We start from the raw sequence: 16,423 nt of genomic DNA, 5'->3' as shown, positions 1-16,423 counted from the left end.
GTAGGTTGGGCTGCCCGCAGGGCAGCCCAACACTCAAGCCATCGCCTGCAACACATCCATCACCTGCGGCCCATAGGTCTCCAGCTTCTTCGCCCCGATCCCGCTGACCCCTTCGAGCTCGCGCAGCGAACGCGGATCCATCGCGGCGATCGCGGCCAGCGTCGCGTCGTGGAAGATCACGTAGGCTGGCAGGTTGTGCGAGCGCGCGATCTCGGCGCGCCAGGCCTTGAGCGCCGCGAAGCGCTGCTGCCCCGGTGAATCGAGCGCCGCCGCCACCGCCGGCGTCGCTCCACTCCGCGTGCCGCGTTCGCGCCGCGCGCGCCCGGCCGGCTGGTTGATCGACTCGCGCAGCAGCACCTGCTGCTCGCCCTTGAGCACCGCGCGCGAGCCGTCGGTGAGGTGCAGCGTGCTGAAGGCCGAGGCATCCACCGCCAGCGCACCGGTGGCGATCAGCTGGCGCAGCACGCCGCGCAGCTGCTGCTCGGAGAAGTGCGCGCCGATGCCGAAGGTGGACAGCTTGTCGTGCCGGAACTGCGTCACCTTGTCGGTGAGCTTGCCGCGCAGGATGTCCATGATGTGGCCGGTGCCGAAGTGCAGGCCGCTGGCCTGCTGCACGCGGTAGATCGTGGACAGCAGCATGCGCGCCGCTTCCGTTCCGTCCCACACCGCCGGGGGCTGGAGGCAGTTGTCGCAGTTGCCGCAGGGTTCCGATGCCTCGCCGAAGTAGGAGAGCAGCCGCACGCGCCGGCAGTCGGTGGCCTCGGCGAGCGCCAGCAGCGCGTCGAGCTTGCCGCGCAGCACCTGCTTGAATTCTTCCGCCGCGGGGCTCTCGTCGATCATGCGGCGCTGGTTGACGACGTCCTGCAGGCCGTAGGCCATCCAGGCGTCCGAGGGCAGGCCGTCGCGGCCGGCGCGCCCGGTCTCCTGGTAGTAGCCCTCGATGTTCTTGGGCAGGTCCAGGTGGGCGACGAAGCGCACGTCCGGCTTGTCGATGCCCATGCCGAAGGCGATGGTGGCCGTCATCACCACGCCGTCCTCGCGCAGGAAGCGGTCCTGGTGGCGCTGGCGCACCTCGGTGTCCAGCCCGGCGTGGTAGGGCAGGGCGTCCATGCCTTCCCGGCACAGGGTCTCGGCGATCTCCTCCACCCGCTTGCGCGACTGGCAGTAGACGATGCCCGCTTCACCCGCGTGCTCGCGCTCGATGAAGCGCAGCAGCTGCAGCGTGGCGTCCTTCTTCTCGGCGATCGTGTAGCGGATGTTGGGGCGGTCGAAGCTGCTGACGAACTGGCGCGCTTCCTCCAGCTGCAGATGCTGCACGATGTCGGCGCGGGTGGTCGCGTCTGCCGTGGCGGTGAGCGCGATGCGCGGCACGCCCGGATAGCGTTCGTGGAACACGGCCAGTGCCCGGTACTCGGGCCGGAAGTCGTGGCCCCACTGGCTGACGCAGTGCGCCTCGTCGATCGCGAACAGCGAGAGCTGCCGCTTCTGGTGCAGCGTGTCGAGCAGCGCCAGGAAGCGCGGCGTGGCCACCCGTTCCGGCGCGGCATAGAGCAGCGTCAGCTCGCCGCGCAGCAGGCGCCTCTCGACGGCGTTGGCTTCCTCGCCGCTGAGCGTGGAGTTGAGGAAGGCGGCCTGCACGCCGGCCTCGTGCAGCGCGCCCACCTGGTCGTGCATCAGCGCGATCAGGGGCGACACCACGATGGCGGTGCCCTGGCCGCTGTCCTGGCGGGCCAGCGCCGGGATCTGGTAGCAGAGCGACTTGCCGCCGCCGGTGGGCATGAGCACCAGCGCGTCGCCGCCGGCGATGACGTGCTGGACGATGTCGGCCTGGGCGCCGCGGAAGGCGCCGTAGCCGAAGACGTCTTTCAGGAGGGAGAGGGCGGTGGTCAAGGGCGCCATTGTCCCGGAGGATGAAGGTTCAACGGCGCTTGCCTACAATTGGCCGACCATGAAACCTGTGATCTATACCCGTGGCCAAGCCCTGCCGGAGCTGCTGCAAAAGCGCATCCTGATCCTGGATGGCGCCATGGGCACCATGATCCAGCGCTTCAAGCTCACGGAAGCCGATTTCCGCGGGGATCGGCTGAAGGACCATCCCAAGGACCTGAAGAACAACAGCGACCTGCTGGTGCTGACGCGGCCCGACGTGATCCGCGACATCCACGAGGGCTACCTGGCCGCCGGCGCCGACATCCTGGAGACCAACACCTTCGGCGCCAACCGCATCGCGCAGGACGACTACGCGCTGGGCGAGCTGGCGCGCGAGATGAACGTGGCCGCCGCTCGCCTGGCGCGCCAGGCGGCCGACAAGTTCTCCACGCCGGACAAGCCGCGCTTCGTCGCCGGCGCCCTGGGCCCGACGCCGCGCACGGCCAGCATCAGCCCCGACGTCAACGACCCGGCCGCCCGCAACGTGGACTTCGAGCAGCTGCGCGCCGCCTACCAGGAGCAGGTGGAAGGCCTGCTGGAAGGCGGCGTGGACCTGCTGCTGGTGGAAACCATCTTCGACACGCTCAATGCCAAGGCGGCCCTGTTCGCGATCGACGAAGTGTTCGCCGCGACCGGCCAGCGCCTGCCGATCATCATCAGCGGCACGGTGACCGACGCCTCCGGCCGCATCCTCAGTGGCCAGACCGTCCCGGCCTTCTGGTACAGCGTGCGCCACGCGCAGCCGCTGGCCATCGGCCTGAACTGCGCGCTGGGCGCGGCGCTGATGCGCCCTTACATCCAGGAACTGAGCAAGGTGGCGCCGGACACCTTCATCAGCTGCTATCCCAACGCGGGCCTGCCCAACCCGATGAGCGACACCGGCTTCGACGAGAAGCCCGAGGACACCTCGCGGCTGCTGCGCGAATTCGCGGCCGAGGGGCTGGTGAACATCGTGGGGGCTGCTGCGGGACGACGCCCGAGCACATCGCGGCGATCCGCCAGCAGGTGGAGCCGCTGGCCGCGCGCAGCGTGCAGCGCGGCTTCTTCTACAAGGAAGCGGCCTAGAAGCCGGAAACCAGGTCCGCCGGCGGGCGGTAACCCGCCGGCTCCTCGCCGTGGGCCCTGGCCGGTAAGCGCTGGACCCACGACAGCCACTGTGCCTGAGCCGGGGCGGAAATTCTTCCTGTATTTCTGACGGGCCCGGCCATCGGCAGAAGACCCTTCTGCAAGAATCCTTGTGCATCGATAAGATCGCGGCCATGGATGCCATCGACCGCAAAATCCTCAAGGTCCTGCAGCAGGACGCGCGCGCCAGCCTGCAGCAGGTGGGGCAGGCGGTCGGCCTGTCCGCCTCGCCCTGCTGGGAGCGCATCAAGAAGATGGAACTGGCCGGCGTGATCGAGGGCTACACGGTGCGCCTGAACTCGCAGGCGCTGGGGCTGAACGACACGGTGCTGGTGCAGGTGACGCTGGACAGCCACTCGGACAACACGCTGGAGAAGTTCGGCGAGACCCTGGCGGCGATTCCGGAGGTGGTGGAGGCGTACCTGGTGTCCGGGGAGTACGACTATCTGCTGCGGATTGCGGTGAAGGACACGCGCGACTACGAGCGGCTGCTGCGGGAGCGGCTGTACAAGATCAAGGGGATCCGGCACAGCAAGTCGAGCTTCGTGCTGCGGACGCTGAAGAAGGCGGATCTGCCGCTGTGACTTGGTGTCGCGGTTCGGCGCTTCGCGCGCTCACCACGACCTACGGTCGCATGTCCCCGTGTAGGTCGTGGTGAGCCCGCAGGCGAACCGCGACAAACCACGCCGCGCTAAAATCCCTCCAGCTCAAGGAGCGCTGCAGCTACGGACCTCTCCCGTAGTCAGGCTTGAGATGTCCCCAACCGCGCTCACCCGGACCCCCAACGAGGTGAGTGAATGCAGCAGCCCGACGTCCCCCCATGAAGCTTTCCGGCCTGGAGCCCGTCTCCATCGGCCCGGGATCGCTGTTCGTCAACATCGGCGAACGCACCAACGTCACCGGTTCCAAGGCGTTCGCCCGCATGATCCTGGCCGGCCAGTTCGAGCAAGCGCTGGCGGTCGCGCGGCAGCAGGTGGAGAACGGCGCGCAGGTGATCGACATCAACATGGACGAGGCCATGCTGGACAGCAAGGCCGCCATGGTGCGCTTCCTCAACCTGATCGCCAGCGAACCCGACATCGCGCGCGTGCCGATCATGATCGACTCGTCCAAGTGGGACGTGATCGAGGCCGGCCTGCGCTGCATCCAGGGCAAGGGCATCGTCAACTCGATCAGCATGAAGGAAGGCGAGGCCGAGTTCCGCCGGCAGGCCACGCTGGTGCGGCGCTACGGCGCCGCCGCCGTGGTGATGGCCTTCGACGAGAAGGGCCAGGCCGACACCTACGAGCGCAAGATCGAGATCTGCCAGCGGGCCTACCGCATCCTGGTGGACGAGGTGAACTTCCCGCCGGAAGACATCATCTTCGATCCCAACATCTTTGCCATCGCCACCGGCATCGAAGAGCACAACAACTACGCCGTCGACTTCATCAACGCCACGCGCTGGATCAAGCAGAACCTGCCCGGCGCCAAGGTCTCCGGCGGCGTGTCCAACGTCAGCTTCTCCTTCCGCGGCAACGACCCGGTGCGCGAGGCGATCCACACCGTGTTCCTGTACCACGCCATCCAGGCGGGCATGGACATGGGCATCGTCAACGCCGGCATGGTGGGCGTGTACGACGAGGTCGAGCCCCAGCTGCGCGAACGCGTCGAAGACGTGGTGCTGAACCGCCGCCCCGACGCCGGCGAGCGCCTGGTCGAGATCGCCGAGCAGGCCAAGGGCGCCGCCAAGGACGAAGGCAAGAAGAACGAATGGCGTGCGCTCTCCGTGGAGCAGCGGCTGGCGCATGCGTTGGTGCACGGCATCACCGACCACATCGTCGTCGACACCGAGGAGATGTACCAGCAGGTCCTCGCCAAGGGGGGCGCCCGCTGCACGTGATCGAAGGGCCGCTCATGGACGGCATGAACATCGTGGGCGACCTGTTCGGCGCCGGCAAGATGTTCCTGCCGCAGGTGGTGAAGTCCGCCCGCGTGATGAAGCAGGCGGTGGCCCACCTCATCCCCTACATCGAGGAAGAGAAGAAGAAGCAGGAGGCCGCCGGCGAGGACGTGCGGGCCAAGGGCAAGATCATCATCGCCACCGTCAAGGGCGACGTGCACGACATCGGCAAGAACATCGTCACGGTGGTCCTGCAGTGCAACAACTTCGAGGTGATCAACATGGGGGTGATGGTCCCCTGCCACGAGATCCTGGCGCGCGCCAAGGTCGAGGGCGCGGACATCGTCGGCCTGTCGGGGCTGATCACGCCCTCGCTGGAGGAGATGCAGTACGTCGCCAGCGAGATGCAGAAGGACGATCACTTCCGCGTCAAGAAGATCCCGCTGCTGATCGGCGGCGCCACCTGCAGCCGCGTGCACACGGCGGTGAAGATCGCGCCGCACTACGAAGGCCCCGTGGTGTACGTGCCCGATGCCTCGCGCAGCGTGAGCGTCGCCTCCAGCCTGCTGTCCGAGCAGGCGGCGAAGTACATCGCCGAAGTGAACTCGGACTACGACAAGGTGCGCGAGCTGCACGCGAACAAGAAGCAGGCCGTGCTGTGGCCGCTGGCCAAGGCGCGCGCCAACAAGACGCCGGTCGACTGGTCAGGCTACGTGCCGCCCAAGCCCAAGTTCATCGGCCGGCGCGTGTTCAAGAACTACGACCTCGCCGAGCTGGCACGCCACATCGACTGGGGCCCCTTCTTCCAGACCTGGGACCTGGCCGGCCGCTTCCCCGACATCCTGAAGGACGAAGTGGTGGGCGCCGAGGCCGTGCGCGTGTTCTCGGATGCGCAGCGGATGATGAAGCGGCTGGTCGAGAACCGCTGGCTCACCGCCAACGCGGTGATGGGCTTCTGGCCGGCCAACACGGTCAACGACGACGACATCCAGCTCTATGCGGACGAGAGTCGCACGCAGCCCGTGCTCACCTGGTACGGCCTGCGCCAGCAGACCGAGAAGCAGGTGATCGACGGCGTGGTGCGCCCGAGCCGCTGTCTCGCGGACTTCGTCGCGCCCAAGGGCGTGGCCGACGACTACGTGGGCGTGTTCGCCGTCACTGCGGGCATCGGCGTGGACAAGAAGGAGCAGTACTTCCTGGCCGACCACGACGACTACTCCGCGATCATGCTCAAGGCGCTGGCCGACCGCCTGGCCGAAGCGCTTGCCGAGGCGCTGCACGAGCGCGTGCGCAAGGACCTGTGGGGCTATGCGGCGGACGAGACGCTGTCGAACGAGGACATGATCGCCGAGAAATACCGCGGCATCCGGCCCGCGCCCGGTTATCCGGCCTGCCCGGACCACAGCGTCAAGCGCGACATGTTCGCGCTGCTGCAGCCGCAGGAGATCGGCATGGGCCTGACCGACAGCATGGCGATGTCGCCGGCCGCCAGCGTGAGCGGCTTCTACCTCGCGCATCCGGACAGCCAGTACTTCAACGTCGGGCGCATCGGCCAGGACCAGGTCGTGGACCAGGCGCAACGCCGCGGGGCCGACCGGGCGGAGCTGGAACGCCTGCTGGCCCCGAATCTGTGAAGGAATGCACGAACGGCTGAGCTTCCTGTGTGCCGCCTTCGCGGCTCGGCCGTTGAATCACGGTTCGGAAGGAGAAAGCACATGAAGAAGCACGTCGTTGCGAGCCTGCTCGCGTTCGCCGCCACCGGGGTCCTGGCCCAGCAGCATCCCCACGGCATGCCTCCCGGGCTGGCCAAGAAGATGCAAGGCAACGCCGCCCCCGCGCCCGCCTGCACGGACTGCGGCACGGTGCAGGCCGTCAGGTACGAGAAGCGCAAGGGCGAGGGCGGTGCCGTCGGCATCGTGGCCGGCGCCGCCGCCGGCGGCCTGATCGGCAACCAGTTCGGCAAGGGCGACGGCAAGACCGCGCTCACCGTCGCGGGCGCCGTGGGCGGCGGCTTCGTGGGCAACGAAGTGCAGAAGCGCGTGACCACCAAGGAAGTCTGGATCACGCAGGTGAAGATGCGCGACGGCAGCATGCGCAGCTTCGAGCAGGACCACGCGCCCGGCTGGAAGGCCGGCACCCAGGTGCGGGTGCAGGGCAAGGGCCTGGTCGTCGCCGGTTCCTGATCCCGGCCGGGGACGGGGCTGCGGCTCCTCCCCTGGCGCAAGGCAGCGCGCACAGCCGCGGCCTTGCCGCTTGTGCCATGCTCGCCGGCATGGCGTTCATTGCCCGCGTCCCCGCGCCCCTGAAGAACCTGGCCGAGCGCCTGCGTCCGCTGTCCCGCGCGTTCACGCTGTGGAGCGGCGCCGGCGGCATGCGCATGAGCGCGGCCGTGTCCTTCTACGGCATCCTGAGCCTGGCACCGCTGCTGCTGGCCATCGTCGCCATGCTCGGGTGGTGGGTGGACCGCGAGCTGCTGGAAAAGGGCCTGCTCTCGCAACTCGGTTCCATCATGGGCGACCAGGGCGCCGACGTGATCCGGGAGGCCTTGAAGAGCGCGAAGGAGCCGGCCGAGGGCATCGCCGCCAGCATCATCGGCTTCATCGTCCTGCTGTTCGGCGCCACCGGCGTGTTCGGCGAACTGCAGAACGCGTTCGAGCTGGTCTGGTCGCAGGGGCGCGGCAGGCCGCCGAAGCAGAACTGGCGCCACACGGCCACGCTGCGGTTGCGCGGCGTGGGCTACATCCTGGTGTTCGGCTTCCTGCTGCTGGTCTCGCTGGTGGTGTCCACGGTGCTTTCCATGTTCTCCGGCTTCGCCGGCCACTGGGTCCCCTGGAACTGGCCGCGCGGGTGCTCAACGAAGTGCTGGGTTTCGTCGTCGGTGCCGCGCTGTTCGCCGGGCTGATGCGCATGAGCGGCGGGCCCAAGCCGCGCACGCGCTTCCTGGTCGTGGGGGCCTGCATCGGCGCCATCCTGTTCACGCTGGGGCGGCAGCTGCTCGCGCTTTATCTCTCCAGTGCCGCGGTCATCTCCGCCTATGGCGCCGCCGGATCGCTGATCGTGCTGCTGATGTGGATCTACTTCTCTTCGGCGGTGCTGCTGTTCGGCGCGGCCTCCGCGCGGGCGCTGGACGAACACGTCGCGGAGCAGCAGGGAACGCCGCAGGCGAACCCCGGCGCTGCGTGATCAGCGCGGCAGCAGCGACTTCCTCTGCGCCAGCGCCAGCGCCAGCGCCGACACGATGCTCACCACCAGCAGCATCACCAGCCCCCAGCGGTAGCCCACGTCGCGTGTCCACAGCACGCCCAGCAGCAGCGGCGCGACGGCCCGCGCGATCGCCTGCGGCAGGCCCAGTGCGCCATTGAGCGAAGCCACGTGCTCGCGGTTCACGTACTGCGCGATGGCGGTGCCCTTGACGATGGTGAGCATGCCGTTGCCCAGTCCGTACAGCACGACGAAGGCCAGGCCTGCCGCCGGCGAGGCCGCACCCGCGATCAGCGCCGCCAGCGCCAGCGGGATCAGCAGCGGGATCAGCCGGTTGGCCAGGTGCAGGTCGAAGCGGTGCTCGAGGAAGTACAGCAGCAGCCGCCCCAGCACCTGCACCACGCCGATGGCGGCGGGGATGGCGATCACCCAGGCCTCGCGCAGGCCGCTTTCGCGCAGCAGGCTGATCAGGTGCGGCGGGATGGCGGCGGTGATGCCCATCATGCCGACCACGAACACGCCGATCAGCAGGAAGGGCGCGCTGCGCAGCAGCGTGGCCGGCGAGTGCTCGCTGGCGGTCGCCTTCACGGCACTGGCCTGCGGCGCATCGTGCAGGCACAGCGCATGCAGAGGAGCGCACACCAGCAGGTGCACGGCGGCCAGCACCAGCAGCGCGTCGCGCCAGCCCAGCGCGGAGATCAGCCAGGCGGACAGCGGAATGAACACGCTGCTGGCCAGCCCACCCAGGAAGGTCATGGTGATGATGGCCCGCCGGAAGTCCTGCGGGAAGCGGCGCGTGACCACGGCGAACACCGGCGTGTAGAGCGTCGCGGCCAGCGCCGCACCGAGCAGGATCCAGACGGCGTAGAAGCTCTCGACCGAGCGGATGAAGGCGTGCGCCGCCAGCGCCGCGGCCACCAGCAGCGAGCCGCCGGTCATCACCGCGCGCTCGTGGCCGCGGTCGATCCAGCGGCCCACCGGATAGGCGAACACGCCTTCGGCGAGCAGCGCCAGGCTGAAGGCCAACGAGGACTGCGCGCGCGTGAGTCCCAGCTCGCGCTCCACCGGCTCCAGCAGCAGGGCGAAGGTGTAGAAGACGCTGCCCCAGGTGATCAGCTGGGCGAGCGAGAGCCACAGCACCAGCCGCCGGTCGTGTCCCCCGTTGTTCTGCATGCGCCTAGTGTATTGAGCCCGGCCGCGGGCCGCCCGTGCTCAATGCAGCGCCGGCAGCACGCGCCGGTACTGCACCGCCTCGGCGACGTGCACCACCTCCACCACCGCGGAGTCCGCGAGGTCCGCGATCGTGCGGGCCACCTTCAGCACGCGGTGCGTCGAGCGCGCGCTCCAACCCAGGCGCGCCGCGGCGTGGCGCAGGAAGTCTCCCGCGTGCTGCGCCAGCGCACCGTGCACGTCGATCTCTCCGCCCTGCAGCGCATGGTTGCCCTTGCCCTGGCGGCGCATGGCACGCTCGCGCGCGGCGATGCAGCGCGCCTGCACCGGCCGCGTCGCTTCGCCGGCCGGCGCGTCCAGCAGTTCCGCCGGCCCGAGCGCGGGCACTTCCACGTGCAGGTCGATGCGATCGAGCAGAGGGCCCGACAGCCGGCCCTGGTAGCGCGCGACCTGCTCCGGCGTGCAGCGGCAGGTGCGGCCCGAGCCCAGCCAGCCGCAGGGGCAGGGGTTCATCGCGGCGACCAGCTGGAAGCGCGCCGGGAACTCGCTGCGGCGCGCGGCGCGGGCGATGGTGATGCGGCCGGTCTCCAGCGGCTCGCGCAGTGCCTCGAGCGCCGTGCGCGGAAACTCGGGCAGTTCGTCGAGGAACAGCACGCCGTGGTGCGCCAGCGAGATCTCGCCCGGGCGCGGCGGCGAGCCGCCGCCCACCAGCGCCACCGCGCTCGCGGAATGGTGCGGCGCACAGGTCGGCCGCTGCGCCCAGTGCTGCAAGGAGAAGCGGCCCGCGAGGCTGGCCACGGCAGCACTCTCCAGCGCCTCGCCCACCGTCATCGGCGGCAGCAGCCCGGCGAAGCGCTGCGCCAGCATCGACTTGCCGGAGCCAGGCGGCCCCACCATCAGGACGCTGTGACCGCCGGCCGCCGCGATCTCCAGGGCGCGCCGCGCGCCCGCCTGCCCCTTCACGTCGGCCAGGTCCGGATAGTCGGCGCCGAAGCTTGGCGCGCTGGCCGCCAGCCGGGTCCACCCGTCCGCGCCTTCCTCCGGTGCGGCGCTGCCCTCCGGCAGGAACTGCCGCACCACGTCGAGCAGGTGGCGCGCCCGCACCACGTGCGCACCCGGCACCAGCGCGGCTTCCTCGGCGCTCGCCGGCGGCAGCACCAGGCGCGTGGTGATGCGGCCCGCATGCAATGCCAGGCTGGTCGCCAGCGCGCCGCGCACCGGCCGCAATTCGCCTGACAAGGAGAGTTCGCCGGCGAACTCGTGGCCGGCCAGCCGCGCCGCGTCGATCTGGCCGCTGGCTGCCAGGATGCCCAGCGCGATCGGCAGGTCGAAGCGCCCCGAGTCCTTGGGCAGGTCGGCCGGCGCCAGGTTGACCGTGATCCTCTTGTTGTGCGGGAAGGCCAGCCCGGAGTTGAGCAGGGCGGATCGCACGCGCTCGCGCGCCTCCTTCACTTCGGTGTCGGCCAGTCCCACCAGCATGAAATTGGGCAGCCCGTTGGCGAGGTGCACCTCGACAGTGACCGCGGCCGCCTCCAGGCCGACCAGGGCACGGCTTTGCACCAAACAAAGGCTCACGACAGGACTCCTCCCTTTTCGGGTGCATCACGGACGACCGGCGGCGCAGAACGGGCAACCCGGCACCGGCTTGGTGCGCGCCATTGACCGCAAGGGCATCTTCCCCGCATAACGCCGGCCCCGTCCGGTGCGCAGACGCGGCATTTCCTCCTTGTAGTGGATGGCACGCGTCCTGCTAACCATGCTGTGCAGGATCCCAAAACCGAACCGAACGGAGAGACCCCTTGATGAAATCGAAACTTGTCGTGCTGCTGTCCGCGCTCCTCGCCTCCGGCGCCGTCCTGGCCCAGCCGAAGGCGCCCGAGCCCGACTACACCCTGTCCTTCAACGTCGGTGCCGTCACCGACTACCGCTACCGTGGCATCTCCCAGAGCCGCCTGAAGCCGGCCCTGCAGGGCGGCGCGGACTTCGCGCACAAGAGCGGCTTCTATGTGGGCACCTGGGCCTCCACCATCCGCTGGGTCGAGGACGCGGGCGGCAACGCCGACGTCGAGGTCGACATCTACGGCGGCTACAAGACCACCTTCGGCGCCTTCGGCATCGACGTGGGCGCGCTGCGCTACCTGTACCCCAATTCCGAACTGGCCGTCAGCCCGAACACCACCGAGCTGTACGTCGCCGGCACCTATGGCCCGGCCACGCTGAAGTACTCGCACGCCATCACGAACCTGTTCGGCTTCGCCGACAGCAAGGGCAGCGGCTACCTGGACCTGAGCGCCACCTTCGACACCGGCTTCTGGGGCATGACCGTCACGCCGCACGTGGGCCACCAGCGCGTGCGCCGCAACTCCGGCGCTTCCTACACCGACTGGTCCGTCGCCCTGGGCAAGGACTTCGGCAACGGCCTGAGCGCCTCGCTCGCCTACGTGGACACCGACACCGACGCCTACTTCGCCCCCAACGGCAAGAACCTCGGTCGCGCCGGCGTGGTGCTCGGCGTGAAGTACGGCTTCTGATCCCCGCCCTTTCGAAGGAGCCAGCATGAAACTCGTCACCGCCATCATCAAACCCTTCAAGCTCGACGAAGTGCGCGAGTCCCTCTCGGGCATCGGCGTGCAGGGCATCACCGTCACCGAGGTCAAGGGCTTCGGGCGGCAGAAGGGCCACACCGAGCTGTACCGCGGCGCCGAATACGTCGTCGACTTCCTGCCCAAGGTGAAGATCGAGGCGGCGGTGGCGGACGACCTGGTGGAACGCGTCATCGAAGCAGTCGAAGGTGCCGCGCGCACCGGGAAGATCGGCGACGGAAAGATCTTCGTGTACGACCTGGAGCAAGTCGTCCGCATCCGCACCGGCGAGACCGGCAAGGAAGCGCTCTAAGCATTTCATCCCATACAAGAGAGCACTGACATGAGGAAATTTCTCGCTTCCCTGGCCGTGGGCCTGGGTCTCCTGGTGGGCAGCGTCGCCGCTGTCGCCCAGGCGCCCGCCACGCCGGCCGCCCCCGCGGCCACCACCGCTGCTCCCGCGGAAGCGGCTCCGGCTGCGCCCGCGGCCGCCGCTGCTGCGGCACCTGCTGCCGCTGCCGCCGCTGCTCCCGCGCCCGTCCCCAACAAGGGCGACACCGCCTGGATGACGGTCTCCACCCTGCTGGTGCTGCTGATGATCCTGCCCGGCCTGGCGCTGTTCTACGGCGGCCTGGTGCGCAGCAAGAACATGCTGTCGGTGCTGATGCAGGTGTTCGTGGTCAGCTGCATGATCTTCCTGCTGTGGGCCATCTACGGCTACAGCGTCGCCTTCACCGGCGGCAGCCCCTTCATGGGCGGCTTCGGCAAGATCTTCCTGTCGGGCATCACGCCGGACTCGGTGGCAGCGACCTTCAGCAAGGGCGTCGTCATCCCCGAGATCACCTTCGTCGCCTTCCAGGCCACCTTCGCGGCCATCACCTGCGCGCTGATCGTCGGCTCCTTCGCCGAACGCATCAAGTTCTCCGCGGTGCTGCTGTTCTGCGCGATCTGGTTCACCTTCGCCTACCTGCCCATCGCCCACATGGTGTGGTACTGGGACGGCCCGGACGCGATCACCGACGCCAAGTCGCTGGAGACGGTCACGGCCGCCGCCGGCTGGCTGTGGGCCAAGGGCGCGCTGGACTTCGCGGGCGGCACCGTGGTGCACATCAACGCCGGTGTCGCCGGCCTGGTGGGCGCCTACGTGATCGGCAAGCGCATCGGCTACGGCAAGGAATCGCTCACGCCGCACAGCCTGACCCTCACGATGGTCGGCGCCGCGCTGCTGTGGGTGGGCTGGTTCGGCTTCAACGCCGGCTCCAACCTGGAAGCCAACGGCGTCGCCGGCCTGGCCTTCGCCAACACGCTGTTCGCCACCGCCGCGGCCACGCTCTCCTGGTGCGCCGGTGAAGCCCTGTCCAAGGGCAAGGCCTCCATGCTGGGTGCCGCTTCCGGCGCCGTCTCCGGCCTGGTCGCCATCACCCCCGCCTGCGGCTTCGTCGGCGTGATGGGCGCGATCGTGATCGGCCTGCTGGCCGGCCTGATCTGCCTGTGGGGCGTCAACGGCCTGAAGAAGCTGCTCGGTGCGGACGACGCGCTGGACGTGTTCGGCGTCCACGGCGTCGGCGGCATCCTGGGCGCGCTGCTCACCGGCGTGTTCGCCTCCCCGTCCCTGGGCGGCCTGGGCGTGTACGACTACGTGGCCAACAAGGTCAACCCCGACTACTCGATCGGCGGCCAGGTCTGGATCCAGTTCCAGGGCGTGCTGACGACCATCGTCTGGTCCGGCGTGGTGGCCTTCATCGCCTACAAGCTGGTCGACCTGCTGGTGGGGCTGCGCGTCTCGGAAGAGGAAGAGCGCGAAGGCCTGGACATCAGCAGCCACGGCGAGACCGCCTACAACCGGTAAGGGTCACGGAAGCGGCGCGCGGAGGCACGCCGCACGCCGCGGCACAACGCAAGATCTCCTTTGGATGTTCGGCCCGCTTCGGCGGGCCGCTTTTTTGTCAGGCCGGGAAGTCGAGCACGACGGTGTCGCCGTCGCGCCGCAGGCCCACGCCTTCCGCCCGGGCGAGCGCCTCGACTTCGTCCCAGTGCAGCAGGCGGCAGGGGCTGGCCCCATCTGGATCCGCGCTGCCGCATCCTGCTCGACGCGCACCGTCACGACGGCGGGCGCGCCGGCGCTGACGGTGAGCAGCGCGGTCGCGCGCGGTTCGTCGGCCAGCGCGAACAGCACGGCCGGCAGCAGCGTGCGCAGCGCGCTACGCGCAACCTCTTGCGCGCCCTCGCCGGGCAGGCGCCGCAGGCTGAAGCCGCCGAAGCCGAAATGGCCGCGCAGCAGCGCCACGCATTCCTGCACGCCGGATTCGAGCGAGATGCGCGCCGTGTCGTCCGGCTCCGGCGCCAGCCAGCTCACCACGTCCAGGTTGACGCGCACCGCGTCGCGCGCGAAGCCGTGGACCTTGCCCAGGTCGGCCTCGATGCGCGCGAACTCGGGGGCGTCCTGCCGCAGCCGCCGTTCGATCACCTGGGCCATCATGCCGATCGGCTCCAGGTGCACCAGCATGCGTTCGCGCATCGCCGGCGCCAGCCGCCTCAGCAGCACATCGCGGACGGCTTCGATCCGCCGCTGGGCGGCGTCCGTGTCGGTGGACGGCATGGCGCATGGTACGCGCTGGCCGGGCCGGGCGGCGCCGGGCGCAGGCACAATGTCCGCAGGAGGCAAGCCATGATCGAACTGCGGGCCGGACGGCTGCGCTGCGAACTGCATCCGGACCTGGGCGGCAGCATCGCCGGCTTGTGGTTCGACGGCCAGCCGGTGCTGCGCTCCACGCCCGCCGCGCAACTCGCCTCCGCGCGCGCGGCCGGCTGCCATCCGCTGGTGCCTTTCTCCAACCGGGTGGTGCACGCCAGCGTCGTCTGGCAGGGCACGCAGCAGCCCACGGTGCGCAATGCCGGCGACGATCCCGGCGCGATCCAGGGCATGGTCGCGCAGCGCGCCTGGAGCGTGCTGGACAGCGATGCAACTTCCGCCATGCTGGCCTGCGAGCATCCCGCCGATCCCTCCTGGCCTTTCGCCTTCGACTGCTCGCACACACTGCGCCTGACGCCGCAGGCCCTGGAGATGACGCTGGCGGTGACCAACCAGTCCGCGCAGCCGGCCCCCATGGGCCTGGGCTGGCGCCCTCATTTCGCCAGGCGGCCGGGGATGCATCTTGCGTTCCGCGCGGACAGCCGCTGGGAACTGGATGCGGACAAGCTGCCGGTCGCCCGGCGTGCGGCGCAGGGCCTGGACCAGGACTGCGCGACGCTGTCTGCGGACGATTGCTTCGAAGGCTGGGACGGCCGCGCGGACTTGCGCGACGCGACGCTGCGGGTGCGGGTGGAGTCCGGCCTGGCGCGGCTGGTGGTGTCCAGCGACCCCGCGCGCGGCGACCTCGCGCTCGAGCCGGTCAGCCACGTGCCCAACGCGGTGCACCTGCATGCCGCGGGACTGCCCACCGGCGAACTCGGGCTGTCGCTGCTGCAGCCGGGCGAGTCGATGCTGGCGCAGATGCGCATCGTGGTGGAGCCCGTGGCATGAAGTGGGAAGCGGCCGTGCCCGAGCCGGACGAACTGGGCGAGTCGCCCTTCTGGCATCCGGCGGAGCAGCGCCTGTACTGGGTCGACATCCCTTCGCGGCGCGTGCGCCGCTGGCACCCCGCGAGCGGCGCGCGCGCGAGCACTGGGAGCTGCCGCAGGAGCCGGGCTGCATCGCGCCGGCGGCCGGCGGCGGCCTGGTGCTGGCTTTGCGCGACGGGATCTACCGCGCGCACAGCTGGGGCGGTGCGCTGCAGCCCATCGTGCGCTTCCAGCACGCCGCCACCACGCGCTTCAACGACGGCAAGGCCGACCCGCTGGGTCGCTTCTGGGCCGGCACCTATTACGAGCCCAAGGATGCGCGCAAGGCCGACCTCTATTCGATCGACTGCCGGCCCGACAACGGCAACGGCGGCCAGCCGGCGGTGCAGCTGAAGGCGCACAACGCCACCACGGCCAACGGCATCGCCTGGTCGCCCGACCAGCGCACGCTGTACTGGACCGACACCGCGCAGCACGCGATCCAGGCCTGGGACTGGGAGGCGGGGTCCAACGTGATGCGCCACCACCGCGTGTTCCACCAGTTCGCCGGCAAGCCCGCCGGCTGGCAGCCGGGGCAGCCGGGCTACGGAGGCCGGCCCGACGGCGCGGCCGTGGATGTGGAGGGCCACTACTGGGTGGCGATGTTCGAGGGCGGGCGCCTGCTGCGCATCGCGCCCACCGGGCAGGTGGTGGCGGAGTTCGAGGTGCCCGCGCGCTGTCCCACCATGCCCTGCTTCGGCGGGGCCGACCTGCGCACCCTCTACCTCACCACCGGGCGGCACAAGCGGCCCGCCGGCGAGCTGCAGTCGCTGCCCCATTCCGGCTGCGTGCTGCAGGCCCGCGTGGAGGTGGCCGGGCTGCCCGCCAATTTCTTCATCGACTGAGGCCCAAAATTTCAGGCCGCCGCCGGGCCGGCCGGCCCGCGCCCGACCGTAACATCGCCACTCCATGGATTCCGACCTCGCCCCCTCGT

13 protein-coding genes, 3 pseudogenes and 1 riboswitch are annotated in these 16,423 nt (G+C 69.7%); of the genes and pseudogenes, 12 read left to right on the top strand and 4 right to left on the bottom strand.

The window, feature by feature from the left end; genetic code table 11:
- Positions 1 to 33 precede the first annotated feature (33 nt).
- Positions 34 to 1,899 (bottom strand): DNA helicase RecQ, encoded by a 1,866-nt coding sequence (gene recQ, locus HK415_RS18250; protein WP_373684613.1) that lies wholly within the window; start codon positions 1,897 to 1,899, stop codon positions 34 to 36.
- A 49-nt stretch (positions 1,900 to 1,948) separates the two neighbouring features.
- Between recQ and HK415_RS18245 the strand changes: the two are divergent.
- From HK415_RS18245 to HK415_RS27235, 6 genes and pseudogenes are all read left to right on the top strand, one after another.
- Positions 1,949 to 2,994 (top strand): annotated as a pseudogene (locus HK415_RS18245) (homocysteine S-methyltransferase family protein).
- Positions 2,995 to 3,188: 194 nt separating this feature from the next.
- Positions 3,189 to 3,638, top strand: coding sequence for an Lrp/AsnC family transcriptional regulator (locus tag HK415_RS18240; RefSeq protein WP_171561698.1), 450 nt, complete (start codon positions 3,189 to 3,191; stop codon positions 3,636 to 3,638).
- A 119-nt stretch (positions 3,639 to 3,757) separates the two neighbouring features.
- Positions 3,758 to 3,832, top strand: a riboswitch (S-adenosyl-L-homocysteine riboswitch).
- Positions 3,833 to 3,874: 42 nt separating this feature from the next.
- A pseudogene (gene metH, locus HK415_RS18235) lies at positions 3,875 to 6,570 on the top strand (methionine synthase).
- An 81-nt stretch (positions 6,571 to 6,651) separates the two neighbouring features.
- Positions 6,652 to 7,119 carry a glycine zipper 2TM domain-containing protein gene (locus HK415_RS18230; RefSeq protein WP_171561696.1) on the top strand — a complete coding sequence of 156 codons (468 nt, stop codon included), beginning with the start codon at positions 6,652 to 6,654 and terminating at the stop codon, positions 7,117 to 7,119.
- 89 nt (positions 7,120 to 7,208) lie between these two features.
- Complete coding sequence (locus tag HK415_RS18225) at positions 7,209 to 7,838, top strand: YihY/virulence factor BrkB family protein (protein ID WP_373684612.1); 630 nt, start codon at positions 7,209 to 7,211, stop codon at positions 7,836 to 7,838.
- On the top strand, positions 7,784 to 8,119 hold the full coding sequence (locus HK415_RS27235; RefSeq protein WP_373684611.1) for a YhjD/YihY/BrkB family envelope integrity protein: 336 nt from the start codon (positions 7,784 to 7,786) through the stop codon (positions 8,117 to 8,119). Before HK415_RS18225 ends, HK415_RS27235 begins: the two co-directional genes overlap by 55 nt.
- Here the strand turns inward: HK415_RS27235 and HK415_RS18220 are convergent, their stop codons facing one another.
- Positions 8,120 to 9,310 (bottom strand): MFS transporter, encoded by a 1,191-nt coding sequence (locus tag HK415_RS18220; protein ID WP_171561694.1) that lies wholly within the window; start codon positions 9,308 to 9,310, stop codon positions 8,120 to 8,122.
- Between the two features lie 39 nt (positions 9,311 to 9,349).
- Positions 9,350 to 10,882 (bottom strand): YifB family Mg chelatase-like AAA ATPase, encoded by a 1,533-nt coding sequence (locus HK415_RS18215; RefSeq protein WP_171561692.1) that lies wholly within the window; start codon positions 10,880 to 10,882, stop codon positions 9,350 to 9,352.
- Positions 10,883 to 11,109: 227 nt separating this feature from the next.
- Between HK415_RS18215 and HK415_RS18210 the strand changes: the two genes are divergently transcribed.
- The 3 genes from HK415_RS18210 to HK415_RS18200 are packed head-to-tail and all read left to right on the top strand — an operon-like array spanning position 11,110 to position 13,738.
- A complete protein-coding gene (locus HK415_RS18210; RefSeq protein ID WP_171561690.1) occupies positions 11,110 to 11,838 on the top strand; it encodes a TorF family putative porin in 729 nt (242 codons plus the stop codon).
- A gap of 25 nt (positions 11,839 to 11,863) precedes the next feature.
- Entirely contained in the window at positions 11,864 to 12,202 is a 339-nt protein-coding gene (gene glnK, locus HK415_RS18205; RefSeq protein WP_171561688.1) for a P-II family nitrogen regulator, read from the top strand.
- Positions 12,203 to 12,232: 30 nt separating this feature from the next.
- Complete coding sequence (locus tag HK415_RS18200; RefSeq protein ID WP_171561686.1) at positions 12,233 to 13,738, top strand: ammonium transporter; 1,506 nt, start codon at positions 12,233 to 12,235, stop codon at positions 13,736 to 13,738.
- Between the two features lie 3 nt (positions 13,739 to 13,741).
- Here the strand turns inward: HK415_RS18200 and HK415_RS18195 are convergent, their stop codons facing one another.
- On the bottom strand, positions 13,742 to 14,599 hold the full coding sequence (locus HK415_RS18195) for a hypothetical protein (RefSeq protein ID WP_171561683.1): 858 nt from the start codon (positions 14,597 to 14,599) through the stop codon (positions 13,742 to 13,744).
- Between HK415_RS18195 and HK415_RS18190 the strand changes: the two genes are divergently transcribed.
- The 3 genes and pseudogenes from HK415_RS18190 (at position 14,558) to HK415_RS18185 (ending at position 16,334) form a co-directional block, all read left to right on the top strand.
- Entirely contained in the window at positions 14,558 to 15,412 is an 855-nt protein-coding gene (locus HK415_RS18190) for an aldose epimerase family protein (RefSeq protein ID WP_171561681.1), read from the top strand. The two genes, HK415_RS18195 and HK415_RS18190, sit on opposite strands and share 42 nt — an antisense overlap.
- Positions 15,409 to 15,501, top strand: a pseudogene (locus HK415_RS26545) (SMP-30/gluconolactonase/LRE family protein); the annotation flags it as partial. The gene HK415_RS18190 and the pseudogene HK415_RS26545, both read left to right, overlap by 4 nt.
- A 107-nt stretch (positions 15,502 to 15,608) precedes the next feature.
- Positions 15,609 to 16,334, top strand: a complete 726-nt coding sequence (locus HK415_RS18185; protein WP_373684610.1) for an SMP-30/gluconolactonase/LRE family protein — start codon at positions 15,609 to 15,611, stop codon at positions 16,332 to 16,334.
- The last annotated feature ends 89 nt before the right edge of the window (positions 16,335 to 16,423 follow it).

This window comes from Ramlibacter montanisoli (genome assembly GCF_013087525.1).
GTDB lineage: Bacteria > Pseudomonadota > Gammaproteobacteria > Burkholderiales > Burkholderiaceae_C > Ramlibacter > Ramlibacter montanisoli.
This window is presented reverse-complemented; position numbering and strand designations above follow the sequence as displayed.